This is a genomic window from Enterococcus sp. LJL51, from assembly GCF_054871795.1.
Map to the genome: position 1 here is coordinate 41552 of NZ_JBTXLW010000020.1, position 26296 is coordinate 67847.

27 protein-coding genes are annotated in these 26296 nt (G+C 38.9%); 21 read left to right on the plus strand and 6 right to left on the minus strand.

Annotated features, from left to right (window positions below):
* The first annotated feature begins 234 nt into the window (after positions 1-234).
* The 9 genes from xylA (at position 235) to ACYSNQ_RS15565 (ending at position 7405) form a co-directional block, all read left to right on the plus strand.
* On the plus strand, positions 235-1542 hold the full coding sequence (gene xylA, locus ACYSNQ_RS15525) for a xylose isomerase (RefSeq protein ID WP_426084495.1): 1308 nt from the start codon (positions 235-237) through the stop codon (positions 1540-1542).
* A 118-nt stretch (positions 1543-1660) separates the two neighbouring features.
* A complete protein-coding gene (locus ACYSNQ_RS15530) occupies positions 1661-1894 on the plus strand; it encodes a hypothetical protein (protein WP_426084496.1) in 234 nt (77 codons plus the stop codon).
* Between the two features lie 274 nt (positions 1895-2168).
* The gene (gene xylB / locus ACYSNQ_RS15535; RefSeq protein WP_426084497.1) at positions 2169-3668 is read left to right on the plus strand and encodes a xylulokinase; all 1500 of its coding nucleotides are present in this window, start codon (positions 2169-2171) and stop codon (positions 3666-3668) included.
* A gap of 255 nt (positions 3669-3923) precedes the next feature.
* The gene (locus tag ACYSNQ_RS15540; RefSeq protein WP_426084498.1) at positions 3924-4439 is read left to right on the plus strand and encodes a YehS family protein; all 516 of its coding nucleotides are present in this window, start codon (positions 3924-3926) and stop codon (positions 4437-4439) included.
* 340 nt (positions 4440-4779) lie between these two features.
* The gene (locus tag ACYSNQ_RS15545) at positions 4780-5238 is read left to right on the plus strand and encodes a DUF1310 family protein (protein ID WP_426084499.1); all 459 of its coding nucleotides are present in this window, start codon (positions 4780-4782) and stop codon (positions 5236-5238) included.
* Between the two features lie 44 nt (positions 5239-5282).
* The gene (locus ACYSNQ_RS15550) at positions 5283-5735 is read left to right on the plus strand and encodes a DUF1310 family protein (protein WP_426084500.1); all 453 of its coding nucleotides are present in this window, start codon (positions 5283-5285) and stop codon (positions 5733-5735) included.
* Positions 5728-6993, plus strand: a complete 1266-nt coding sequence (locus tag ACYSNQ_RS15555) for a hypothetical protein (protein WP_426084501.1) — start codon at positions 5728-5730, stop codon at positions 6991-6993. The genes ACYSNQ_RS15550 and ACYSNQ_RS15555 overlap by 8 nt, the downstream gene beginning before the upstream one ends.
* A complete protein-coding gene (locus tag ACYSNQ_RS15560; RefSeq protein WP_426084502.1) occupies positions 6990-7133 on the plus strand; it encodes a hypothetical protein in 144 nt (47 codons plus the stop codon). Before ACYSNQ_RS15555 ends, ACYSNQ_RS15560 begins: the two co-directional genes overlap by 4 nt.
* Positions 7130-7405 (plus strand): hypothetical protein, encoded by a 276-nt coding sequence (locus ACYSNQ_RS15565; protein ID WP_426084503.1) that lies wholly within the window; start codon positions 7130-7132, stop codon positions 7403-7405. Before ACYSNQ_RS15560 ends, ACYSNQ_RS15565 begins: the two co-directional genes overlap by 4 nt.
* Positions 7406-7599: 194 nt before the next feature.
* Here ACYSNQ_RS15565 and ACYSNQ_RS15570 read toward each other — a convergent pair whose 3' ends face one another.
* The gene (locus ACYSNQ_RS15570) at positions 7600-8091 is read right to left on the minus strand and encodes a cysteine hydrolase family protein (protein WP_426084504.1); all 492 of its coding nucleotides are present in this window, start codon (positions 8089-8091) and stop codon (positions 7600-7602) included.
* A 156-nt stretch (positions 8092-8247) separates the two neighbouring features.
* Here ACYSNQ_RS15570 and ACYSNQ_RS15575 point away from each other — a divergent pair, with 156 nt between their 5' ends.
* The 9 genes from ACYSNQ_RS15575 to ACYSNQ_RS15615 all read left to right on the plus strand — a co-directional run bounded on the left by ACYSNQ_RS15575 (position 8248) and on the right by ACYSNQ_RS15615 (position 17968).
* Positions 8248-9180 carry a helix-turn-helix transcriptional regulator gene (locus tag ACYSNQ_RS15575; protein ID WP_426084505.1) on the plus strand — a complete coding sequence of 311 codons (933 nt, stop codon included), beginning with the start codon at positions 8248-8250 and terminating at the stop codon, positions 9178-9180.
* 453 nt (positions 9181-9633) lie between these two features.
* A complete protein-coding gene (locus tag ACYSNQ_RS15580) occupies positions 9634-10566 on the plus strand; it encodes a PLP-dependent cysteine synthase family protein (protein ID WP_426084506.1) in 933 nt (310 codons plus the stop codon).
* Position 10567: 1 nt separating this feature from the next.
* Entirely contained in the window at positions 10568-11713 is a 1146-nt protein-coding gene (locus ACYSNQ_RS15585; RefSeq protein ID WP_426084507.1) for a cystathionine gamma-synthase, read from the plus strand.
* A 2-nt stretch (positions 11714-11715) separates the two neighbouring features.
* A complete protein-coding gene (locus ACYSNQ_RS15590; RefSeq protein WP_426084508.1) occupies positions 11716-12357 on the plus strand; it encodes a class I SAM-dependent methyltransferase in 642 nt (213 codons plus the stop codon).
* Positions 12358-12373: 16 nt separating this feature from the next.
* Positions 12374-12835 (plus strand): S-ribosylhomocysteine lyase, encoded by a 462-nt coding sequence (locus ACYSNQ_RS15595; protein ID WP_426084509.1) that lies wholly within the window; start codon positions 12374-12376, stop codon positions 12833-12835.
* An 850-nt stretch (positions 12836-13685) separates the two neighbouring features.
* On the plus strand, positions 13686-14840 hold the full coding sequence (locus ACYSNQ_RS15600; RefSeq protein WP_426084510.1) for a hypothetical protein: 1155 nt from the start codon (positions 13686-13688) through the stop codon (positions 14838-14840).
* Between the two features lie 184 nt (positions 14841-15024).
* The gene (locus tag ACYSNQ_RS15605; protein ID WP_426084511.1) at positions 15025-16077 is read left to right on the plus strand and encodes a serine hydrolase; all 1053 of its coding nucleotides are present in this window, start codon (positions 15025-15027) and stop codon (positions 16075-16077) included.
* Positions 16078-16304: 227 nt separating this feature from the next.
* Positions 16305-16814, plus strand: a complete 510-nt coding sequence (locus tag ACYSNQ_RS15610; RefSeq protein ID WP_426084524.1) for a DinB family protein — start codon at positions 16305-16307, stop codon at positions 16812-16814.
* A 68-nt stretch (positions 16815-16882) separates the two neighbouring features.
* Positions 16883-17968, plus strand: a complete 1086-nt coding sequence (locus ACYSNQ_RS15615; protein ID WP_426084512.1) for a DNA alkylation repair protein — start codon at positions 16883-16885, stop codon at positions 17966-17968.
* A gap of 118 nt (positions 17969-18086) precedes the next feature.
* On the opposite strand, the gene ACYSNQ_RS15620 is transcribed toward ACYSNQ_RS15615, so the two are convergent.
* Positions 18087-18857, minus strand: coding sequence for an ABC transporter permease (locus tag ACYSNQ_RS15620; RefSeq protein WP_426084513.1), 771 nt, complete (start codon positions 18855-18857; stop codon positions 18087-18089).
* Positions 18858-18878: 21 nt separating this feature from the next.
* A complete protein-coding gene (locus ACYSNQ_RS15625) occupies positions 18879-19799 on the minus strand; it encodes an ABC transporter ATP-binding protein (RefSeq protein WP_426084514.1) in 921 nt (306 codons plus the stop codon).
* Positions 19800-20499: 700 nt separating this feature from the next.
* Here ACYSNQ_RS15625 and truA point away from each other — a divergent pair.
* Positions 20500-21240: a tRNA pseudouridine(38-40) synthase TruA gene (gene truA, locus ACYSNQ_RS15630; protein ID WP_426084515.1), complete on the plus strand. Its 741-nt coding sequence runs from the start codon at positions 20500-20502 to the stop codon at positions 21238-21240.
* Between the two features lie 263 nt (positions 21241-21503).
* On the opposite strand, the gene ACYSNQ_RS15635 is transcribed toward truA, so the two are convergent.
* The gene (locus tag ACYSNQ_RS15635) at positions 21504-22229 is read right to left on the minus strand and encodes a hypothetical protein (RefSeq protein WP_426084516.1); all 726 of its coding nucleotides are present in this window, start codon (positions 22227-22229) and stop codon (positions 21504-21506) included.
* A gap of 149 nt (positions 22230-22378) precedes the next feature.
* Here ACYSNQ_RS15635 and ACYSNQ_RS15640 point away from each other — a divergent pair, with 149 nt between their 5' ends.
* The gene (locus ACYSNQ_RS15640; RefSeq protein WP_426084517.1) at positions 22379-22996 is read left to right on the plus strand and encodes an isochorismatase family protein; all 618 of its coding nucleotides are present in this window, start codon (positions 22379-22381) and stop codon (positions 22994-22996) included.
* A 952-nt stretch (positions 22997-23948) separates the two neighbouring features.
* The gene (map, locus tag ACYSNQ_RS15645; protein ID WP_426084518.1) at positions 23949-24698 is read left to right on the plus strand and encodes a type I methionyl aminopeptidase; all 750 of its coding nucleotides are present in this window, start codon (positions 23949-23951) and stop codon (positions 24696-24698) included.
* 443 nt (positions 24699-25141) lie between these two features.
* Here the strand turns inward: map and ACYSNQ_RS15650 are convergent, their stop codons facing one another.
* On the minus strand, positions 25142-25531 hold the full coding sequence (locus tag ACYSNQ_RS15650) for a hypothetical protein (protein WP_426084519.1): 390 nt from the start codon (positions 25529-25531) through the stop codon (positions 25142-25144).
* 11 nt (positions 25532-25542) lie between these two features.
* Positions 25543-26296, minus strand: a 754-nt coding sequence (locus ACYSNQ_RS15655) for an EndoU domain-containing protein (protein ID WP_426084520.1), incomplete at its 5' end; no start/stop codon positions are given.

Consider the following 26296-nt stretch of genomic DNA (forward strand, 5'->3'; position numbering starts at 1 on the left):
CATATAATTCGTGCAGCTTACTAGTTTTTTTGTATTTCCTAGTTTGTTTGTAAAATGAACATACTATATTGAGAATTAAAATATAAAAACTATAATTTCACTAAATAAATCTTTTTTAAATGTAAAAAGAGACTTGACTAATATAGGATAAACGGTTAACATGATGGCGTTGAATTAGTTTGTAAAAAGAACAAACTAACGTGAATGTCATTTTATTTTTAGGAGGAAGAAATAATGAGCTATTTTCCACGCGTAGAAAAAATTAAATATGAAGGTCCCAAAACAACGAATCCATTTGCTTTTCGTCACTACAATCCAGAGGAAATAGTTGCTGGTAAATCAATGAAAGAGCATTTACGTTTTGCTGTTGCATACTGGCATACGATGACACAAGATGGCAGTGATCCTTTTGGATTACCAACAAATCAGCGAACATGGATTGCTTCTACTGAAATGGAAACTTCACGAAATCGAGTAACTGCATTTTTTGAAATTTTAGAAAAATTGGGTGTAGAGTATTTTTGTTTTCATGATGTTGATATTGCTCCAGAAGGAGACAGCTTAGAAGAATTCTATAAGAACTTAGATGAAATTACGGATTTGATTAAGGAACAAATGGATCGGACAGGAATCAAACTGTTATGGAACACCGCAAATATGTTCAGTCATCCAAGGTATGTCAATGGAGCTGCATCAGCTAACCATGCAGATGTATTCGCTTATGCCGCTGCACAAGTGAAAAAAGGGCTGGATATTTCGAAAAAACTAAATGGCGAGAACTATGTATTCTGGGGCGGACGTGAAGGCTATGAAACCTTATTGAATACAGATATGGCATTTGAGCAAGACAATATTGCACGTTTATTCAAAATGGCCATTGCGTATGGCGAAAAAATTGGGCATAAGCCGCAGTTCTTAATTGAACCAAAGCCAAAAGAGCCTAGCAAACATCAATATGATTTTGATGCAGCAACTGCCCTGCAATTCATCCAAAAGTATGGATTGGAAGGTGAATTCAAGCTAAATCTGGAAGCCAATCATGCAACGTTAGCTGGTCATACATTTGAGCATGAAATTGAAGTTGCCCGAACCAACAACGCGTTAGGTTCGCTAGATGCCAACCAAGGAGATGTTCTACTAGGCTGGGATACAGATGAATTTCCAACAAATGTGTATGATGTGACATTAGCTATGTACGGTGTTTTGGAAAATGGCGGAATTGCTCCAGGCGGAATTAATTTTGATTCAAAAGTACGCCGTTCAAGTTTTGAAATGGAAGATTTATTCTTGGCTCATATTGCAGGTATGGATACTTTTGCACGAGGCTTGAAGGCTGCAGCGAAATTAAAAGAAGATCGTTTCTTTGATGACTTGAAGGAAAAACGATATGCGACCTTTAAAGAAGGAATTGGGGCATCGATTGTTGCTGATAAGGAAAACTTAGAAAGCTTGACGGAATATGCGTTGAAACTAAAGGAAATTAAACTGGAATCAAGCCATATTGAGTACGTGAAATCTTGTCTGAATGATTATTTAGTGTAAAAGATAAAAGTTCTCTACAATTGGCTGCAAAGTTATAAAGGGAGCTTGAGTTAGTTTTTGATAGGAATATTAAATTGTTTGGATTGTAGAGAGTTTTTCTTTTGTGAAGTAACTAAAAATGATAGGAATGGAGCTGCCGATGAAAATGCAAAATCCTATTAACACAGGGGGGGCTGCCAATAAAGAGGACGTAACAGTCTTTTCATTAGGCTCTGAAGGTCCTGATGTAGGTGTGATGAGTGTAATTGAGTCGCAAGGAAAATCTGGAAAGATTCTTCATTATGGATTTGATTATACCGATACATGGCTAAAGGGCGTTGATAATGGTCGAATCACTGCTATTGTTGATTAAGAGGCCTACCAATTTGGTTATCAAGTAATTTAAAATTTAGTTAAATCGATTGATGGGAGAAAAACTTGATCAACCATTCCAATTGATGTGAAATATGTTCAGGCAGTAGACCTGCAGAGTTAGGTAAATGAAAAAGTAAGGTGAAAACCGATTTAGTAGAGGATTTAGCAAAAGAAAGTACCGATGAATCTGAAAAATAAAAAATTATAGCTTAGCTTTTGGGGATGAACAAGTTGCTTATCTCCCATCAGCTATCTTAAGAAGAGGTGAAAAGATGGCTTATGTTTTAGGGCTTGATTTAGGAACAAGTGCGCTTAAAGGATTAGTAGTTGATAAACATGGACGAGTAGTAGCTGAAGCAACAGCGTCTTATCCATTAGCTACTCCGCAAATCGGATATAGCGAGCAAAACCCTATTCACTGGACTGAAGCAGCTGATAAGGTTATAAAAGAACTGCTGACAGTAATTCCTGACATGAAAGATTTATTAGAAGGGATTAGCTTTTCAGGACAAATGCATAGTTTAGTGCTGCTTGATGAGGAAAATGAGCCGTTGCGTCCGGCAATTTTATGGAATGATGTCCGCACGACAAAGCAATGCAAAGAAATTACAGAAACAATGGGAGATGTTATCCTCGCCCATACAAAAAATATTGCTTTGGAAGGCTTTACTCTACCTAAAATTTTGTGGGTGCAGGAAAATGAACCGGAGATTTGGGCACAGACGAAACAAATTCAGCTACCCAAGGATTATTTGCGTTTTTGGCTTACAGGTGACTACAATATGGACTATTCTGATGCGGCTGGAACATTATTATTGAATCAAGAAAGTCAACAGTGGGATACAGAGATCTTAGAGCAATGGAACATTCCTATTTCGATTCTTCCAGCACTTGTTGAGTCTGCAGAGGTTGTAGGTCTTCTAAAACAAGATTTAAAAGAACGTTATGGATTTACTAAGGACATCAAGATTATTGCTGGAGGAGCAGATAATGCTTGTGCGGCGGTAGGCGCTGGTATTGTCAATGAAAAAATTGGTCTATGCTCCATCGGTACAAGTGGTGTGTTCCTTAAATATGAGGATGGAGTAGACAAGGATTATCAGGGGAAATTACATGTATTCCATCATGCGATAAAAGATGCTGCCTATTCAATGGGGGTTACTTTAGCAGCGGGAAACAGTTTGGATTGGTTCAAGAAGACGTTTGCGCAGAATCAGTCCTTTGACACGCTGTTAGCAGAGATTGATACGGTACCAGCTGGAAGTGACGGGCTGCTCTTTTCACCTTACATTGTTGGAGAGCGTACCCCATATAGTGACAGTCAAATTCGCGGAAGCTTTATTGGTATGGATACGCATCACCAACTGAAGCACTTTAGTCGAAGTGTTTTAGAGGGGATTACGTTTTCGCTAAAAGACTCCCAGCAAATGATGGAGGAAGTAACTACCGAAAGGCTGGAGAGAATCGTCTCCGTAGGCGGGGGTGCAAAAAATGAGAATTGGCTGCAAATGCAGGCTGATATTTTTAATACACCCATCGTTACTTTAACGACAGAGCAGGGACCTGGCTTAGGGGCGGCTATGTTGGCAGCAGTTGGCTGTCAATGGTATTCAGATTTGAATGAATGTGCGAGTCAATTTGTCACGTATAAAGAAGTAGTTCAGCCTCAAAGAGAACAAGCAGCAGCATACAAAAAAGTGTATGCACGCTATCAAATGGTATATAACGCAACAAAAGATATTTGCCATGACTATTTTTCTACGCTTGATTAATTAGAAGATGAAGCAGGAAAAAACTTTATAACGGTTTTCAATATAATTTTTTTAAGTCAAAAAGGGACCTTAGTCACTTCGATTAATAATTGGAGTAGCTAAGATCCCTTTTTATATTCGATTCATAAGGTATTAATACTGTGAGTCAATGAATTGAATTCTGTAATCAGCCATTGGGTCACTACTACTGTCAAAGAAACGAACAGCTATTTTTATGATATAGTAAGTGTATCTGGAAAACGATGGAGGAAGCGAATGAATAATAATGATAGATTACTGCGTCTGAGATATGCATTGGACATGAAGGATGCAGATATAGTAAAAGCTTTTGAACTAGGTGGATTAGTTGTTTCTAAAGAAGAAGTGAAAGAAATGCTGACTAAAGAAAACAGCCAGCAGCATGAAGAACACGATGATTTTGAAAAGAATATCTATGTCAAAACGATTAATAATCAAGTACTGGATACGTTTTTGAATGGATTTATTACTTTAAAACGTGGTGAGCCTAAGAATGGAAAAGCTGATACCCCACAATTAAAAAGCAATGAAATTCGCCACATTAATAATATTCTTTTGAAAAAAGTGAAGATTGCCTTAGCCTTGACCAGCGACGACCTGTTGGATATTTTAGCTGAAGCTGGTGTCTATCCTTCAAAAGGAGAAATGAGTGCTATTTTGAGAAAAGAAGGGCATCGCAATTTTAAGCCTTGCGGAGATAAATATGCGCGTAATTTTTTGAAAGGCTTAGGCTTACGTTATCGTAAATCCTAGCATAAATAAGTAAGCTGTTTAGCAACATGATAGGTATAGAAAGTTGAGAAAACGCAGTCTACTTAAGAACCAAGAAGATCAATCATCATGAATCGGTGATTGGTCTTTTTGTCATTAATAGGCAGAGAATGTGGTCTACCACTTTAGGTTGAAAGTTAGCAGATTACGTGATACTCTGTGTGAGTATTAATTTTCACAAAAAATAACATATATTTGAAAAAGTTATTTAATCTTATGAAATTAATAATGAAAAGCAACAAAATTTTGTATATCTATATTATAGAGGAGCTATTAAGCAAGATAGTTAAAAATGAATGATTAATTAGGAGAAAGGCTATTTATGGTTAATCAAACGAAAAATGAAAAAGAAAACACAACTGATTTAGAAATAAAAAGGATAAGGAAAAGTGTTGTTTATAAAATTGTTGGATTAATTGTCGTAATCATTGCAGGAATCGGAATGAAGGTATATATGAATGAAAAGAATTTTAATGATGAGATGATGAAGGTTGTGAATAGTGATGAAGCTAAGAAAATATATGAAGAAACTATAATTAATAATGATCCTAGTGCCTTTACGCCTAATGGAGTTATTCAAAGTTATAAAATCGACTACAATTCTGTCAAACATAATCCGATGGGAGGGATTATGCTCATTCTAATTATTAATAATAACGAGAATCTCTATATTCATGTAACTTTGAGTAAAGATTATGAGGGCAGTTTGGATAACAGCTCAGGAGGTGCTTCTTCAAAATTAGACGATTTATTAAGCATTATGAACCTAAGTGATAATTAATTATTTTATAAAGAAGTAGAAATAAACTAGGAGAAATGATATCTATGGATAATCATAATAAAACTGAAAAAAACAATACAGTTAGCTCAGAAATAAAAAGGATAAGAAAGAGTGTTTTTTATAAAATTGTCGGGCTAATTTTGGTGATTATTGTAGGAATTGGAGTGAAAGTATATATGGATGAAAAAAAGTTTAATGATGAAATGATGAAGGTTGTAAGAGAGAATAAATCATTGGTAGAAGAAGAAATAAAAAAAGATGATTCATTTAGAAAGATAGAGACGATTGACATTGATTATTCTACCGTAAAACATAATCCAATGGGAGGAATTATGTTTGAGGGGTTCGTTAATGGGAATGAAAAACTCTCATTTTCTGCTGGTTTTAGAAAGTATATTAGAGCGGAAGATGAAGAGTATAGTGACTTAGAATCTACTGGAGTAGATTTTTCTAAAGAATTAGATGATTATTTAACAAGTGGTGATTCCGATGAATGATAATTATTTAACTGATGAAGATAGAAATAATATCGCTTGGAAGCAGTATTCGAATTATAAAGAAGGGGCAATTGTCAATATACCTGACAAAGGCAAAATGGGCTACGTCTCAAAAGTAGTAAATAACAAGGAAACCGGTGAACAAGCCTATATTGTTACTGATAAGAAGCTACCTAAAAATCCAACCTCAGAAGATTTAGCGAGTGTGGGTAACGTAACAGTCTTATATCGAGGATCTACCGCTCCTTCTGCGGGCAATATTGTGAATCCTTGGAATAATGATTTCTCAGATGTCCGAAAGGATTGGTTAGATAATGATGCCGCTATTGCTAAACAAATCGCAACGAATAATTTTACAGGTCCAACACCTCAATTGATTTCGGCTGCGGAAACACTGAATGAACAAATGGCTTTGTATAAGAATGCCTATTTTGATATTTACGGACACTCATTAGGGTCTATGAATGGTCAATATGCAGTTTCTGCAAGTAATTATCCTGAACGTATTCGTAGTGCCTATCTGTACCAAGGACCAAATATTTATGGCTTGTTGTCAGATAAACAGAAAAAGCAGGCAGATAAGCTGAGGGAGCGTATTTTTAATTATGTCGATATGAAAGATTATGTTCCTATCGGGTACGATCTCAAAGGTATAGGAATCATTATCCCTGTAGATTCCAAAGAAGATGTGGGATTAGTTGACCGTCATATGTGGGGTGGTTATGATTATGACGACCATGGAAATCTACGTGTGCCGCAAGGAAAAATGATCGGCATAAGGACTGCTCAGACCAAGATATTTATTCAAGGTCAGCTGAATACGTTAGATATATTGGCAAAGAAATTAAAAACAAGCGGCGGTGGATTATCGGCCTCTGAAGAAGCTTATTTAGACAGTCAGCGTGTATTGGCAGTTGTGAATGGGGTTTATCAGTTAGTGGAACAAGCGATTCAAGATTTGTCTGTAGAGTACAAAAAAGAAATAGGAGAAATTGAAAAGCTATGGGAAGAGACGCTTGCGGCTGCCCGTGACGTAGGAGCACATTTAGAAGAGAATGAAATTCTTTCTGCTTTAATGTCAGGAGGATGTACAAAAGAGACACTGGTTGTTCAACCAATTGCAGAGCTGGAAAGTACCTTTGCAGAAATTGCAGCAATTGGTGCAGACTTTGTTTCATTAGTGAATCAGATTAAATCAAGCGTGGCACAGCAATTAGCAACGGACAAAGAATTAGCTGAGCAAGTGGGCATTTTATGACAGAGGAACAAGTGAAACGAAATTTGACAAGTGAGTTAGATGAAATGGCATCCGACTTTGAAAAAAATCAGCAAATATATCAGAGAAAACGGGAGAAATTAGAAGAGCAATTATTGGAAATAGGAAGAGAGGAAAAATGACAAAAGAAACAGTTGATATAGAAGCACTGGCGAAAAAGATGATGAAGCAAATAGAAAAAATGATTATTCAATCTTCTATCGCAAGTACAGCACATGCAAAAGTGAAAACGAAAAAAGAAAAGTTAAAACAAAGTACTAAAGATACCTTGACTGTGACTAAAGGAAGTTTGGATGGTGTAGGGAGTGATTTATCTAGTTCGCTAAAAGGTTCATGGGGAACTCAAGCGAAGGAAAGCTTAACACGCAATAGTGAAAAATTAACAACATTTTAGATTGGTATTAGCAATTATACGGAGCAAAAAATGAAAGATTGAATTGTTTGGAATCAATTGTGTTTTCCAATCAAAAAGATCAGTTACTTTAGAGTTACGCTACTCTAAAATAACTGATTTTTTTTATAAAAAATTATCGATAAACAAACAGAGAGACGGCCATCGCTTTATGATACAGCTGCTATAGAATTTACTCAAACCAATAACTCATCCAGGCAAGAAATAGTACTGCCTTTACTTTCATAATAACGTATCATTTCGTCAATTTTCCTTCTATCGTAGCTGGTAATGCAGTCTGACAAAATCGTGACGCCATAGTCTGCTTTGCGCAGGTTATAACAGGTCGATTTAACACAAGCGACAGCATCTGCTCCTGTCAGGTAGAATTCGTTGATTTCATTAGCATTAATAAAGTCTGCAAATTCTTCGCTAGTCAATGCGTTGCCTTTATATTTGGTAAAAACATTTTCCGATACAATTTTCAAGTCTGGAGCTAATTCAGCACCCTGAGTATTGGTTTTAAAGGTTCTTGTCCCTGCTGATAAATTTTCATGCCTGATATAGATGACATGCATATTACTGTCAACGGCCCAATCAATCGCTGTATTAATGTTATCGATGATATCCTTGTAATTTTTTGTTATATCATTTTGAATATCGATAATTACTAATGCTTTGTTTTTCATAATGTCTCCTCCTAATTGTCTATAACTTCCACATAAAATTTTGTAGGGTATATAATGTTTGATTTGTTTACTCCTTTATTATACGAGGAGATTGTTGACATCAGTATGGCAACAATCTATACTGACTAAAAAGAAATTTTGAAAGGCGGCCATCCAATGAAGGTAGACAGGCTCGTTAGTATTATTATGATACTGCTAGATAAAAAGCGTATAGGTGCAAAAGAGCTGGCTGACAGGTTTGAGGTTTCAACCCGTACGATTTACCGTGATATAGACTCCATCAACATGGCAGGAGTTCCTGTTCGTTCAACATCGGGAGTATGCGGCGGCTTTGAAATCATGGAGAATTACAAGCTGGATAAAAAGGTCTTTTCAACGGATGAGCTTTCTGCTCTCATGATGGGGCTTTCCAGTCTGTCCAATATGATGTGGGGGGATGAACTGGTACATGCCCTTGCAAAGGTCAAAAGTTTTATCCCGGCTGATAAAGCAAAAGATATTGAGTTAAAGTCCAATCAGTTATCTATAGATTTAAGCCCATGGATGGGCAACAAGAACATACAGTCATATTTAGAAATAATCAAAGCAGCTTTAAAAGAAAACAGACTGCTTTCTTTTGACTATGCAGATCGCTACGGAAATGAGACGACTCGAACCGCTGAGCCCTATCAGTTGGTATTGAAAAATAGTCATTGGTATTGGCAGGGATACTGCTATCAAAGAAAGGATTTTCGCTTATTCAGGTTATCCCGTATGTCAAGCTTGAACATGCAGGAAGCAATTTTCTCACCGCGGGAATATCAAAGTGCACAGTTGGATTTTACAGATATTCTGGCGACCATGCAGACAGAAATCACTATTCGAATCCATAAGTCCATCATGGATAGTGTCCTTGATTATTGTACATATGAACAGTTTTTACCAGACGGTGATGAGCATTATCTTGTCCGCTTTCCTTTCATAGAAAATAACTACTACTACAGTATCCTTCTTAGCTTAGGGAATAAATGCGAATGTTTAGAGCCGGTGTCTATTCGCAAAGAAATCAAGCGCAGAATACATGAGATGGCGTCAATGTACGAAAGCTAAGTAATGGAGGGCAAGAAAGAGGGCAAGAAAAAGGTAAACAGGTTTTATCCAGCTATGATGAAGTGGAAGGAAGTACGGACCGAGGCTTTTTTTAGTGCTGAATAGTCTAAGTGCTTAATGAGATTACCAGAACCTCAGATATTTAACAGAGGTTATTTATTGACAGAGTTATTTTCCCATGTTAATCTGTTCAACATCATAAGAACAAAAAAATTGGAGGGAATCGACATGACATTCAGCAAAAATTTTGCAGTTAAATCTTGCTGTTGTTGTATGGTGCTAAAAAGCAGCATACCGCTTTGTCATGCCTGTTAACTGCCCAATTTTCGCTTATTTTTGATACTCGGAGTAGGAGTTTAGCCTCTTCTGGTGTCAGTCTAACGGAATTTCAAGGTGCTGATTAATAGTCAGCGCCTTTTTTTGTTTTTCAAAAATTTGTCAAAGGAGCCTACAATGATTATTAATTCTATCCAAGCGGCTATTGGTCATACGCCGTTATTGCGCTTCACACATCACGATTTTCCTGAAATCCCTGAAGGGTCTGCGGTTTATGCTAAGCTGGAATATTTGAATCCCGGCGGCAGTATTAAAGACCGGTTAGGTGTTTATCTAATCAATGAAGGATTGACCAGCGGCAGGATAACTAGAGAGACAACGATTATCGAACCTACCGCCGGCAACACAGGTATCGGAATTGCTTTGGCAGCTTTAGCTGTTGGGTTGCCAACAATTTTTGTCGTACCAGAGAAGTTTAGTCTAGAGAAACAAGCCTTAATGCAGGCTTTGGGAGCCAAAATTATTCATACACCTACTGAAGCAGGGATTACAGGTGCGATTGCCAAAGCAAGAGAGCTTCAGGAGGAACTGCCAGACAGCTATTTACCGCTGCAGTTTGAAAATCCTGCCAATCCTCAAGCCTATTATCAATCACTTGCTCCAGAAATAACCGCTGATGTCGGAGCGGAAATCACCAGTTTTGTAGCGGGAATCGGCAGCGGAGGGACGTTTAGCGGGGTTGCCAGTTACCTTTTGGAAAGAAATACAGCCGTTCGTTTAATTGGTGTAGAGCCAGAAGGTTCTATTTTGAATGGTGGATCTAGTCATAGCCATGAAATTGAAGGTATTGGCGTAGAGTTCATGCCGACTTTTCTGGAAGGACTGCCCATTACCAAATATGCAACTATCAGTGATTCAGAAGGATTTGCTATGACAAAAAGACTAGCAAAAGAACACGGACTTTTAGTGGGAAGCTCTTCAGGAGCCGCAATGCAGGCAGCGTTAGCAGAAGTAGCACAGCTGCCGGCCGGTAGTCAGGTTGTGACGATTTTTCCTGATGGGGGCGAACGTTATTTATCTAAAAATATTTATTCACGGGAGGATTATTAATATGCATATCAATACGAAGCTGATTCATGGCGGAATTTCAGAAGATAAAACGACTGGAGCTGTTAGCGTACCTATCTATCAGACCTCCACCTACAAGCAAAATGGGGTTGGACAACCGAAGGAATATGAGTATTCCCGCTCGGGCAATCCAACCCGTCATGCCTTGGAGGAATTAATCGCAGATTTGGAGGGTGGTGTGCAGGGCTTTGCTTTTAGCTCTGGTTTAGCAGGAATCCATGCAGTCTTGTCCCTGTTTTCTCCAGGAGATCATCTGCTTATGGGCGATGATGTTTATGGCGGCACTTTCCGTATTTTTGAGAAAGTGTTCGTTAAAAATGGGTTAGAATATACAATTATCGATACCAGTGACTTAGCAGCTATTGAAGAGAAGATACAGCCAAACACTAAGGGGCTCTACTTGGAATCCCCAAGCAATCCGCTGTTAAAGATTACTGATATTAAGGCTGCTGCGGCTCTTGCTAAAAAGCAGAATTTATTAGTCATGGTGGATAATACCTTTGCAACTCCTTATTTCCAGCAGCCTTTGGCATTAGGGGCAGACATTGTGATTCACAGTGGAACAAAATATCTTGGCGGACACAGTGATGTTGTCTCTGGGTTAGTGACAACGAATGATTCTCAGCTTGCACAAGAGCTTGCTTTTTTACAGAATGCGATTGGAGCTGTTCTAGGTCCGCAGGATAGTTGGCTGATGCAGCGGGGAATTAAAACGTTGGGTGTACGGATGGAAGAACATCAGCGTAATGCATTAGCTGTGGCGGAATTCTTGGAAAGCCATCCTGCTGTCGTTAAAGTTTATTATCCTGGATTAACCAGCCATAAAGGACATGAATTGGCAGAAAAACAAATGAGTGGTTTTAGCGGCATGGTCTCTTTTGAACTAAAGAACGAGCGCGCTGCGGTACCATTTGTAGAGGCCCTGCAGCTATTCACTTTAGCCGAGAGCTTGGGCGGTGTGGAAAGTCTGGTAGAGGTTCCATCTGTTATGACCCATGCGTCTATTCCAAAAGAAAAAAGGGAAGCAGCAGGAATTAGGGATGGTTTAATCCGTTTATCGGTAGGGCTTGAATATGTAGAGGATTTGCTAACTGATCTGAAACTAGGACTTGCAAAGGCTGGTGTTTAGGTATGGGTTTGGAGTTTATGCCGATTTTTGAAGAGTGGGCAGCAGATTATGATGATGAGGTCAATGGCGGTAATCCAGAGTATCAGGAAGTGTTTGCCGACTATTGGAAAATATTGGATGAAATCACCGCAGCTGCTGGAGATGTTGTGCTAGAGTTTGGAAGCGGTACTGGCAATTTGACGGAAAAATTAGTCGCTGCTGGAAAGACTGTGTATCCAGTAGAACCTTCTGTGGAAATGCGCAAGCTTGCTAAAAGAAAGGCAAGCCTTCAAAAGTTGAATTTCTTAGCAGGGGATATGGAAAACTTTCCTGAACTACCGGAAGCGGTGGATACGATTGTTTCAAATTTAGTGTTTCATCATTTGACTGCTGCTGAAAAAACAAGGGCACTTGAGCGTTACAGTCAGCTGCTGCCGAATGATGGGAAAATCATATTCGGTGATACGATGTTTCTATCTCAGGACACTTATGCTAAAATATTGGAAGAGAAAAAGGCCTTGGGGGAGCACCAGCTTGCAGCAGATTTGGAGCGGGAGTATTATCCGTTACTATCAGACCTGGAAGAGAGCTTCACTAGGAACGGCTTTCGGACGATGTATCGGCAAATGAATCGCTTTGTTTGGCTGGTCATCGCAAAAAAATGAGCGGAGGAAGAACAATATGAGAATGAATGTTGAAAGCTTTAACTTGGATCATACGAAGGTTAAGGCACCTTATATCCGTGTAGCGGATAAAAAAACAGGGGCTAATGGAGATTTGATTGTAAAATATGATGTTCGCCTGAAGCAGCCGAATAAAGAGCACATGGAAATGGCGGCGCTGCATTCATTGGAACACTTAACCGCAGAATTAATCCGCAATCACGCAGATTATATTGTGGACTGGTCGCCAATGGGCTGTCAAACCGGCTTTTACTTAACTGTATTAAACCATGACAACATTGATGAAGTTATGGAGGTTTTAGAAAAAACGATGAAGGATGTCCTACAGGCAACTGAAGTTCCGGCAAGTAATCCGGTTCAATGCGGCTGGGCAGATAGTCATACGCTAGAAGGCGCCCAAGCACTAGCGCAAGAATTTCTGGACCAGCGTGCAGAATGGGGCAACGTTTTTGCAGATTAGTGTTGGCAGTAAAAAAGTTAGTTGTCAGATTTTGTTTCAATAAGAAATGAAAAACAGTTAGGCACTTTGTAGCAATCTTCAAAAGTTAGACCAAAAATCTAACCTTTGGGGGTTGCTTCACTTTTGCCTAGCTTTTTTGTTGCTTTCTTAAAGGATATCTCTTTTCTTTTTGAAATATATTACGAGGTTGCAACAGAAATCGTTAGCTTCAAGCACCAGGTAGGTACTTTTCAGCATCTGCTCTACTTACGCAGTAAGTAATCACAGTGGTTCAAAGCACCAGGTAAGTACTTTTCAGCATCTGTTCTACTTACGCAGTAAGTAATCACAGTGGTTCAAAGCACCAGGTAGGTACTTTTCAGCATCTGTTCTACTTACGTAGTAAGTAATCACAGTGGTTCAAAGCAATAAGCAGGAAATTACGAAAATGACAGTCAACATGAAGGTAAACCATTCGATGTTGACGGCTTCCTACCTGGTGCGCCACAAATGTTTGCTAAATTCTGACGTATTGCCGAAGCAGCTGCTCCTGCGGTTACTCGTCGCAATTCAGTGCTTTGTGAGTGCTCCTGCGGTTACTCGTCGCAGTTCAGTGCCCGTATGTGTGACTGTCTCACTGTTTATTCGGTTTTAAACATATTAAAAGTTTGAGAATTTAGTTAGGTTCCAGATTCATTACTATGTTCCTATACCTCTTAGAGCTTAGCTTCTTACTATTTAGCTTGACGTTTTTCCCATTTTGAGTGTTATTTGTATATAGGATTTGATAAATTCCTCCTTGAGTATCATCTGGAAGCTGGCTTTCTTACATGCTATACTTTCTTAAAATGAACAAAAAGGAGAAGGACTGTTGGGAGAGAAACACAAAAGGAAATGGAGAATAACGATTCTCGGGTTGTTGGTATTGCTTTTATTGAGCGGTTGTACAGAAGACCGTGTGAAAGCAATCAATATAAAAAATACAGAAGTCTTCACTATAGGAGAAGAGGACGTAAATAAAGAATTGGAAACCAGTAATCAGACATTTTCAAATTACCAGTTTGAAGGGCTGACCTTCAGGAAGACTTATGGATGGGCTGACGATTCGTTTATATTGCGGCTGACTAAAAACTACCGCGATGAAATTTACGAGTACAATACAGCAAGTAGAGAATTTACACACATTACTGATTTGTCCTTGGCCTCAAATGAAATCCAAGCGGATTTACGTATTGGCGATTATTTGTATTTGATTGTTGCTAAGGAAATTAGAAAATCGAGTACAGGATATGGTGTTTTTAATTATTTACTTATGACTATTAACAGTAAAACCAAGCATGTTGAGACCAGAGAGATTGCGACTCTACATGAGGCTCCGCTTTTTAGAAGTATCGGATTTCAGATTAAAGAAGGTATCTTAGGGATTCGTTATGGGGAGGCGTACATAGATGAGATGGACTATATTTCTTTGGACCTAGTTATTAGTAAAGAAGAACAGGCGCAAATTGAATTGGAGAAAGAAAAAGAAAATGAGATTTTCGAAAATTCTTTTGAAGTAAAGCTGGGAAATTCATATATGGATATAAGTGAATTAGATAAAGAAGAGTGGGATCGGATTGAAGGATATCTTTGGAAAGACTCATACTTACTATATATTCCACAAAAGCTGGAAAGAGAACCGGGAATCCCGGATGATGAAGAAAGTGAGTCTGTGTATCAAGGGCAATACTATATCTATAATTATCGAACGAAAGAGAGACTGAGAGTCGCTTATCTGAGTTTGGACAATCGAGAAGTCGTCAAGATGACGGATAATTTTATTATGATTACGCCGGAAGATGGCGACCGACGCTTGATTCGGCTTCGTGAAGAGGAAGGGAAAGTTCTCAAAGAACAGATTGAAATTCCAGGAACAGAGGATGTTCGTTATGTGAAAATGCTGACTACGAGAGCTGGGAAAACACTTGTTTTAGTGAATTTAGGAGACAGTACAAATGGGAATCTCCTAATAATGCAGGAGAATTGAAGGGGCATTTTACTGTGCAATCCTCCGAAAAGTAACTGCTGCCTGTAGTAAGAAGTAGAGAGGAAGATAATTTGTGTGTATCGAGTAAATCTATTCACCATTTTTATAGATAAATACATAATCCAATTCGTATACTAGCAGTAGAGAAAAAGAGAAATAGAAAAGCTAAAAGGGAGCTGAGCGAGTGAAAAAAATAAAAGGGGTGCGTCTGCTATTGGGCCTGTTGGGTTTAGGTATACTATTGGCAGGTGCGATGTATTGGCGGCTTCAGCTGCCTGACAAGACCGCAACGATTTCTACAACTGAAAGCAGCAGAGAGCCTCAAGTGTCGTCCGTGCAAAGTACGGAAGTATCGACAACCAAAGCAATAGAAGCTTCTTCAGAAACTATTGAAAGCAGTACGGAGTCTTCCAGTAATCAGGCGGAACCGGAGGCAGTATTCCATACAAGGGTCAGTCAAATTGCCAATGAATCAGTTAGTCATTTAACTGGCAAAAAAGGAATTTATGTCGCAGATGTCAATCAAGTAGCGGATATCTATCTGGAAAATAGCGACAGCCCGATTCGAGCAGCTAGTATTATCAAGCTGTTCCTGATGGATATGTTTTATTATCAGGTTCAGGCAGGGCTGCTTCAACTAGATACAAGCTATGCGTTAAAAGCATCTGATAAGGTTGGCGGCTCTGGAGTGATTCAACAAATGGCGGAAGGCAGCTTGTTTACGTATGAAGAGCTAGTTAATTATATGATTACGGTGAGCGATAATACAGCCAGTAATATCTTGTTAGACATATTAGGTGGTACAGGGACGGTTAATCAATTCATTCAGCAGCAAGGCTATCTGAATACTCGATTTGAACGGCGCTTTTTAGATACAGCAGCATTAGCTAGCGGTTTAGATAATTACACTTCGGCTGGGGATGTGGGAAGATTATTAACGGCAATCTATCATAAGCAGGCGGTTTCCCCTGTCTACGATCAGCAAATGCTTATGGTACTTGCAGGCGGTCAAAACCGGACAAAACTACCGGCGCAAATCGGTGCTGAGGTAACGGTCTATAACAAAACCGGTGAATACTCCGAATATGGTGTACAAAGCGATGCCTGTATTTTTGAGAAGAATGGCAAGGCATATATACTGGTTATCCTATCGCAGGATGGTAATGAAGGGGAACAGTTTCCGGCGATGAACCAATTTGGTTTGGCAATCTACAATGAATATTTAAGCGCAGATTAAATAAAAGGCTGCGGTTTAGCCTGAACTCATAAGTTGCAGCTCTCTAAACCTTGTCAGCTTTATTGAATGAATCATTTGTTCGATGAATAAGCTTGGGTGAAGGATTGTGTATGTTCAAAAAAATTCTGGATATTTGCGGTTGTATAGACCCTGTAGTAGAGTGTTTATTGTAAGGACTTATGATCCGTGACAAGCAATTTCATTTCAGACAATGGAGGAGGATTATGATGAAAATAACACAATTAACGGTGGATACACTAAAGCGCGCACAGGAACGTTTTGAAGAAACTCTTAATCAGATGAGTGCAGCAGAGGCAAACACGATGCCGGCACCGCTGATTAAGTCAGTAACTTGGCTAATATGGCACACGGCACGAGAACTGGATTTTCAGATTTCAGACCTAAATCAGACCCAACCGCTATGGCTGGCAGCAGGCTGGAGCGATAAATTTGCCTTGGATTTGCCAGATGATACAGAGGATTGGCGGCATACACCGGAAGAAGCGGCAAAAGTAGTTGTAACAGATAAAAACCTGCTGCTGGATTATCTGACAGCCAGCGTAAATCTTACGAACACCTATTTAGAAACAGTGGAAGAAGAACAGCTTAGCGAAGTCATTGACAAAAGCTGGACACCGCCGGTTACACGACAGGTTCGTTTGGTTTCAGCTGTTGATGATGCAGTGATGCATTCAGGACAGGCGGTTTATACAAGAAGACTAGTTATTGGGAAATAGGAGAAAGCTCATAAACGATGTCCCAAAGCAGGATATCTAGTGTTGCTAGAAGAAACGGAGAATCAGTTATGGCAGATTTATTGAAAAATATGTACAATCAGCAATCAATTAACGGTCTTGCAGAGGATATCCAGACTGTTTATCCTACCTTTCCAATCGAGTCCTTTTTATCAGAAGTCATAGATGACGCATGGGCGGATTTGGAATTGAAGGCTAGGATGCGGAAAATCAGCACAAGCTTAGGGAATTATCTGCCTTCCGACTATGAAGAGGCATTGACGGTGCTCGATAAGGTTGTTGCAAACTACTCTGGTTTTTTCGGCATCTTATTTCCTGATTTTGTTGAGGTTTATGGACAAAGCGATACTGATTGGGCGCTGTCAGTAGCGGCGCTGGAAAGATATACGGTGTATTCTTCTTCCGAATTTGCTGTACGGCCGTTTATCATAAAAGATAGCGAACGAATGATGAAGCAGATGAGAAGCTGGTCCCAAAGTGAAAATGAACATATTCGCAGACTGGCAAGTGAAGGCTGTCGACCTCAGCTGCCTTGGGGTGTGGCATTAAGTGCTTATAAAATAGATCCATCTCCCGTACTGCCTATATTAGAACAGCTAAAGACTGATCCTTCCCTATATGTTCGGAAAAGTGTTGCTAATAATTTGAATGATATTTCTAAAACCCATCCAGAACTTGTCATGGAGCTCGCTAGGGAGTGGTATGGCGAAAATGAGCAGACAAACTGGATTTTGAAGCATGGCTGTCGGACACTGTTAAAAAGAGGCAATCAAGAAGTACTGGCAGTTTTTGGTTATCATGATGCTTCAGCGATAATTATTGAGGATTTTTCTTTAGCAAATGACGTTATTTCAAAGGGAGAAGAGCTCAGCTTTTCAGTCGCTCTTTCTGCAAATGAGGCGACAAAGATTCGGCTGGAATATGGGATTGATTATGTAAAAGCCAATGGGAAAAGAAATCGGAAAATCTTTAAAATATCTGAGCTTTCGCTAAAAGAAGGAGAGCAAAAACTATACAGCAAGACGCACTCTTTTGCAGATTTAACTACCAGAAAGCATTATCCGGGGCAGCATACCATTACACTGATTGTAAATGGTGCTGAACGTGAAACGCTGGATTTTGATTTAAATGGTTGAGTGTTGGAAAGAGCTGTTCTAAGTATGTTCTTATAGTCAAATAAAAAAAGGTATGCCCTGAAAGTTGTAAAACATAACAACCTTCAGGGCATGCTTTTTTTATTTGACTATTTTTTCGTTAGCTTCTTAAGCCTCGGCCTTTGTTAATCAAGTACCAGCAGACGGCATAAAGTACAGTGATAAACAGAATGAGAATCGTCATCGAAATGACAATTGGAACATCCTGAACACCAAGAAAGCCGTATCTAAAGCCTGAAATCATATAGACGATAGGGTTAACTTTTGAAACAGCCTGCCAGAAAGGCGGCAGCATAGAAATAGCATAGAATACACCGCCAAGGTAAGTTAACGGTTGTAAAACGAATGTAGGGACAATTGATACATCATCAAAGGATTGAGCAAAAATCCCGTTTAGTAAGCCGGCTAATGAGAATAAAATAGCAGTCATAAGCAAGGTAAGGATGACGATGAACCATGAGTATACATGAAGCGGCACAAAGAACAATGAGATAATAGTGACAAGTGTGCCGACTAAAATGCTTCGTCCCATCCCGCCGATAACAAAGCCCCAGATAATAATATGTGTAGGGACTGGAGCAACTAAGATTTCTTCAATATTTTTCTGGAATTTCTGAGAGAAAAAGGAAGAAGAGACATTAGAATAAGAGCTGGTGATTACCGACATCATGATGAGACCGGGAACAATAAATTCCATGTAGGAAAAGCCTGCCATTTGTCCGATTCGTCCGCCAATCAGGTTTCCAAAAATGACAAAGTACAGGGATGTGGTGATGACAGGCGGCACCAGTGTTTGCACCCAGATGCGCAGATAACGATTCGTTTCTTTTACTGCCAGACTTTTTAAAGCAGTGAAATATAGATTAAACATTTTTTGTTCTCCTTATTTGTACTAACGTATTGATTTTTCTTCTGTGATTTTTAGGAATAGTTCTTCCAGACGATTGGACTTATTACGCATGGATAGAATGTGGACACCTTGCTTCGTAAGCTGATCAAATAAATCATTCAAGCCCTGATTGCGCTCAACCTCTACAGCTAGGGTCTGATCATCTTCAAAAGCGCTCTTGTAACCAGTGATTTCAGGCTGCTTATCGTAAGGAGCCAAATCAAAGATGAAGGTTTCAAACTGCAGCTTTGATAGAAGCGTCTTCATGCTAGTATTTTCAATCAGCTCCCCAGACTGAATGATTCCAATATTTCGACAGAGCATTTCTGCCTCTTCTAAATAATGAGTCGTTAGAATAATCGTCGTACCGCTGTTATTCAATTCCCTTAGGAAATCCCACATTTCACGTCTCAACTCAATATCTACACCAGCAGTTGGTTCATCCAGAATAAGCAGGCGAGGTTCATGCATCAAGGCGCGGGCAATCATCAACCGGCGTTTCATTCCGCCAGAAAGCATTCGAGCACGCACGTTGCGCTTTTCCCATAAATCAGACTGCTTCAGGTACTTTTCGCTGCGCTTCAAAGCTTCTTTGCGAGAGACCCCATAGTAGCCAGCCTGATTTACAACAATCTGCTGGACTGTTTCAAAGGGATTGAAGTTAAATTCTTGAGGGACCAGTCCAATCTGCTGCTTGGCGAGCACTAGCTCTGTATCCAGGTCATAGTCGAAAACCTTCACCTTCCCTGAAGTTTTGTTGACAAGGGAAGTAATGATACCGATTGTGGTTGATTTTCCAGCACCGTTTGGACCTAAGAGAGCATAAAAGTCGCCTTCTTCTACGGTTAAGTTAATTCCTCTCAACGCTTCGACGCCGGAGGCATATACTTTTTTTAAATCTGTTATTTCTAATGCGTAGGTCATTTTGTTCGCTATCTCCTTTTCCTTTTTGAAGAAATCAGGATATAGAAAACTTTTGCAGATTTCTATATCTAACCAGTCCATAAACACCAGTTTTAAAGGACCAAACCTTAACGGTCAGACAAATTCCTTCGTAGACACGATTCTTTTATTTTATCATTAATCTTCTGGTTTACAAAGCTAAGTAGCTCTTACATTTATTTTTGTTGCATTTCTTAAAACGTGAAGGAGGATTAATAGACAAAGTAGTTCCTATTTTAAGCTAGAGGGCGTTAAAAAGTGGAGTGGTCTCTGAATTTTTCAGAGATTATTGTGAAAATTAAGAAAGGAAACACAGCTTAGGCGGCATATAAACTATAGTAACAGAATGGTATGCGCTGTTTTGATAACTATTTCTTGGAAAAACTAGTTTCACTTATCTTTAAGAACTAGTCTATATAACGATTCAACTCTAAAGCTTTCAGATACGCCTAATTCTAGTTGACAATTTTCGCCTATCAAGATACGTTATATTGTGAAGTCTGGATTGTAGAGAAATAAAAAAAGAAATAGCCTTTAAAAAGATGTTTCAAGGTGATGAGTGATTGGCATACAACCTGGTCTAAAACATAAAATGGCCAGACTGTGTTTTTTTCATATCGTAAAAAACGTTAGCAGCGTCTGTGAAACAGTCAAATAAATAATGAGGGGTAAGAGAAACACGATGAAAAATATTAAATTAACTATTGAATATGACGGCGGAAGATATCTTGGTTGGCAAAGACTTGGCGATTCAGACAAAACGATTCAAGGGAAAATTGAGCATATTCTTTCCCAGATTATTGGAACGAAGATTGAAATTATCGGCTCGGGTAGAACAGATGCCGGAGCGCACGCTAAAGGACAAGTTGCAAATTTTAAAACAGATGCGACAGTGGATTTAGCAGAGATGCTGACAACGCTAAATAACCAGCTGCCTCGTGATGTTGTGGTGAAGAAATTGGAAGAAGTGCCAGAACGGTTTCATGCCAGATATAATGCAGCGGGGAAGAAATATAGCTACTATGTTTGGAATGAAGTGATTCCTTCTGCATTTGAACGGAATTACAGCTTTCACTATGCAGAGCCGTTAGACCTTGAGCTGATGAATGAGGCTTGTCGGAAATTAATAGGGACACATGATTTTATTGGTTTTTCTTCTCTTAAAAAAACAAAAAAATCAACCGTTCGAACGATTAATGAGCTTTCGATTCAACAAGAAGCTGGTTTGCTTCATTTTACATTTGTTGGAGATGGCTTCTTATACAAAATGGTGAGAATTATTATGGGGACACTGTTGGAAATTGGTACAGGAACGATGAAATTAGAAACAATCGATGAGGTATTTGAACGGAAAATTAGAAGTGATGCCGGAATGACGGTGCCGTCACAAGGGCTTTTTCTTGATGAAGTTTATTATAAATAGACATACAGGAGAAGCTTTTTCCAACGATATCCTTGAAAGGCTCAGATAGCAGCGCACACAAAAACACCTCAAAGCTCAAAAGAGTGCTGAGGTGTTTTTGTACGCTTGCTAGGAGGATAGTAAAAGGAGCGAAACAGACGCTCTTTTTGTTTCACTCTTTCATCCAAATAAGCAGAGCGATAGAAAACATTAGTTGTGCTAATCTGTGGCTTGAAAAAAATACAACAAAAAATTAAGATAGGCATTTTGAAACGCCAAAGAATCTACCAAATATTTTCATCAGGAGAAGCTTTTTCTATCAAATGATTATACAAATCCTGATTTTCTAGATAGTTTTTATACAATACTGTCTTTTTAGTCGGGTTGGGGTTCATAGAATCCCACTCTCCAGGAGCCCCTCTCTCAGGTCCCATCGTAATCATTACTGTATGAAAAAGAGGTTCAATAGTGTCACCAGCTGTCTCAAACCGATAAAAGTGAATACCTCCTTGTTCTTGCTGTGCAACCTCTAAAATGGAGCCGTTAAGACGATAAGAGTATTGGTGAATATCTATATAGGTTTCGAAGTCTTCGGCTAGGATAATATTTCCACCCCCATCGGTGTAGCTGGCTGTACTCATTGCCAATAAAACTTTTATGGGCATATCCAAGTCATAATAATTTTCTAGAGCAACTGATTCGGGAGACAGTGATTCTTTTGTTGAAGTACTTGTTTCGGTTGTCTCTTGTGAATGTGACGCATTGTTCTGTGTCTCGCTCGTTTTTTCTATGGTGCCGCTTTTTGAGCTTTGCGTCTTGCTTTCTCGTGCAGATGACTTTGCAGTAGATGAAGACATCATCTCTTGTTGGCTTCTACTATTGGTTGATAACGAAGGAACATCTTTACTGCTGCTGCAGCTGGAAAATAACAGTAAGCTAATAAGTAAAGCAGTTACTTGTAATGTCCTGTTTGAAATTATAAACGGGTATAGATTTTGTGTTTTTTTCATTTTCATTTCCTCACTTCTGCATGTGCTGTTAATAATTATAACTTGTCCTTAGAAAAAAAAGCAGCTTATTTTTGCTCTACAGCAGATGATTCGTGCTTTTTCTTTATCCGCAGTACAATAAGGATAACGAAAGTAGAGGAGTGGAGTATATGTCAAGCTATGAAAAAAGAACAGAAGATCATTTGCTTTCACCGGAAAATACGGTGTTAACAATTATTGACTATCAACCGACACAAATCAATTCGATTAATTCAATGAATCGTTCAGAACTGATTCGCAATACTGAAATTGTGATTGAACTAGCTAAGCTTTACGGTATTCCTATTGTGCTGTCAACGGTGAATGTGGAGAAAGGCTGGAATTCTGATACAATTCCAGTATTGAAGAGAGCTGTTGGTGATGGCGTTCAGTCTTATGATCGAAGCTCAATCAACGCTTGGGAGGATCAGGAGTATAATGCTGCTGTAAAGGCATTCGGACGTAAAAAAATCCTGATTGCTGCTTTATGGACAGAAGCTTGCCTAACCTTTCCAACGTTGGATGCACTGAAGGAAGGCTATGAAGTCTATCCCATCGTAGATGCGGTTGGAGGAACCTCTTTACTGGCTCACGAGACTGCCTTACGCCGTGTAGAACAAGCCGGTGCCCAGTTAACAACGATAGCTCAATTAGCCTGCGAGCTGCAAAGAGACTGGAACAGAGAAGAAACTGTACCAGGCTTCGATGAGCTGATGACTAAGTTTGGTGCTTTTTCTAATTTGAGGTAATCGGAAAATCAGGAGTATATTGTGAAACAGACGTATCTAAGCCTAGCCATTTCTTTTATTTGTTGAACTGTAGAAACTCAGGTTGTCTATGTATGGTATAAGTAGAAAAGACTCAGTGGTCAGTGACAGCTGAATGAGTAAAAAGAAGCTGTATGTTGTACAGTTGTAAGAGTGAAAAAGTGAATGGAATAATAATCAGATTTCCTTCTGACTATTGTTCCACTCGCTTATTTTTGTTTCTACAAAAGGCGAGGTTGAAAGTGTTTACCTTCGAGAAGCAAGTAGATAAGTTTCATGTCAGCTCGTTTTTCACTGTATTTTACAGTAATAAGAAGGATAAGCCGAAACTTGTCAAGAAACACTACGAGGGAACTGAGTAGTTGTGGATTGATATCGACCTGGAGCGCCGCATATTTTTGAGATTATTCGGCTTATTTCCGAGAACTTCAACTCTTAGCACTTAGAAGTTGATGCTAGCGGGACGAAGTGTAGTGAGCTTGCTATCTCTATGAGCCTAGCAATTCTCGAGACAAAGCATTAGGTTCCTACAAGCTTATGTCAAAGCTCCTCAATAATATGTAGTTTGTAAAAAAGATGCATGCCATTTCCCAAACCTGAATTGCCGGCAGGTGTAAAAAATCTCATTTTTCTGAGGTCTACGTGAAGACCCATAAATAATAGATGTATTTCGTTTATTCATGTAGCAGCCCTTGCATTGGGAAGCAGTGTAAAATAAAAATGGTTGAATGATTGTAGCTAAAGTGAGATAATCCAGCTAGTCTTTCGCTGAAAAAGCAGGGTCTGCGATAGTAATAGGTCTCGATTACTCATTATTGCCAAGATACATAGTGAGGTACGAGCTGATGTTGAACGATACCTATTTGGTTTTCGAGACAGAAGACTTCTGCTGCAACCTAAGCGTGTACATATTATTAGTAGAGGAGCGTTTTAAATGATTACATTAAAATCAACTAGAGAAATTGAGCAGATGAAGGAGTCTGGAGCGATTTTAGCTGGTATTCATGAACAATTGAGAGAGTTGATTGTACCAGGAATTACAACGAATCAAATCAATGCGTTTGTTCATAAGAAGATAGAGGAAGCCGGTGCGACAGCTGCTCAAATTGGATTTGAGGGCTATGAATATGCTACTTGTACTAGTGTGAATGAAGAAATATGCCATGGGTTTCCATCGGACTATCGGTTGAAATCTGGAGATGTTGTTAAAGTAGACTTTTGTGTGGATCTTCATGGGGCTATTTCAGACAGCTGTTGGACGTATGCTGTTGGAGAGATATCCGAAAAGCATCAGGAATTAATGGCGGTTACTCTGGAAGCCTTACGCTTAGGGATTGAACAAGCACAAATTGGCAACCGGGTAGGTGATATTGGTCATGCAATTCAGAGTTATGCAGAGTCGAAAGGATATGGTGTTGTCAGAGATTTTATCGCACATGGGATTGGCCCGACAATCCATGAGGAGCCTTTCTTTCCTCACTATGGAATTGCAGGAAAGGGACTGCGTTTAAAGGAAGGAATGACACTGACCATTGAACCAATGATTACAACTGGTACTTGGCGAATGGTGATGGACCCCAATGGTTGGACTGCCCGTACGATTGACGGCGGGTATTGTGCTCAATATGAACATTCTATTGCAATTACTAAGGAAGGTCCGGTGATTATGACGGGGCAAAATTAAGGTAACTAACGCTACTATTGGACAAAAGGCGCTGAAGGAATAGCTTCCACAAGTCTATTCTTTCAGCGCCTTATAAAAGGTTTCAAAATATATCGAGAAGCCTCGACATATTAAATTGCATAAAAATATACTTCCATCCCATTGAGAAGTAAATACGTGTTGGTGTACATCTGGATAATGGTTGGAATCTCCGTGATTTGCTCCATACTTTCCACCTATAGTTGCATGTGGTCGTCTTTGTACTGCCAAATCAGGCAATGGAGTGTCTGGGTCAGTTTATTCTTGGCTGTAGACCACTCAACTACTTCCTTCACTCGAATGTTTTATACTAAAAGACAGTGCTAATAAAAATACTAATACTGTCCCTAATTTTTTTACTTATTAAACTAACTAGTTTTAATGAACTGTAGATTACTTTAAATAGTATTCATTACTAAATTCTCCTACTGTAGCACATTTAAAGCTTGCTTGACTTTTGCTAATAATTTTCTGATTTCCAATTCATCATATTTTTCATAGCCATCTTGTATTACCCTGTTAATAGCTGTTTCAATATACTTATAAAATTCTTCAAAACTTAAGTATGCCTCACAATCTTCATTTGCTGCTGGTTGATCAATTGAAAATAGAATTTGATTATTTTTTAATTTTCCATAGGCGTGGAATGATTCATCAATCTCGTCACTAAATAGAAATCCCATAAATTCTTCACCGAAACCTTCTTTTCTTGCAAACCTAGATAATATTCTTTGTAATTGTATATCAGAAATACAAAAGAAAAATGAATATACATACTTTTCTATTTCTGATTTATCATTAATAACTCTACACATATATTTCTCCTTTATTTTAGTATAGGATAAAAGTTAGTAACTGCACCTTCTTTTATATAACCTTTAAATTTTAAACCATTAGAAGCATGACCTATTATTTCTCCAGTATTTTGATTAAATATACCATTCTGCATGGCTTCCTTCCCCCATGCTATCATTTGAGCATCATTTATCATATTCGGGTCATATACTGTTTTAGGGTATTGTACTTTCTTATATTTAATCGGTTGCGCTAATGCTCCTCCAGAAACTTGCATTGGTAATTGATATTCAATTTCATAAACTCCAGAAATAGTCGGATGAGGTGTTTTTCTCAAAATACAATCATCTAAACCAATAGTAGAGTCTAAACTTAATAGTGCTGTTTCAAATTTTTTCAAATTATGTCCGCCACTTACTGTTTTTCCGGTAATTTTTTCAGCATTCTTCAAATGATTTTCAGCATTACTGCCAATTCTCACATGATAGTTTTTCCCTCTAACCGTCTGTCCATGATACGTACTTCCTGCATCCCCATCTATTTCCGGAACCTTAGTTACTTTTCCCTTAACCGTCTTAGCTCCGTTATAGCCTAACATAAATCCTTCCAAGACCGCAAACGAGACTTTGAGTATTCGCTCTCCTGTGGATAGCTTTCTTCCAGTAATCAGCTCTTTTCCTGTCCATGCCTCGGTCGCATTAGTGACAGTTCCTATCATATCCAGGGTATTGGCAATGGCCAACGGCAGCTTCGATTGGAAAAAGATGAGGGCTCCATTGACAGCA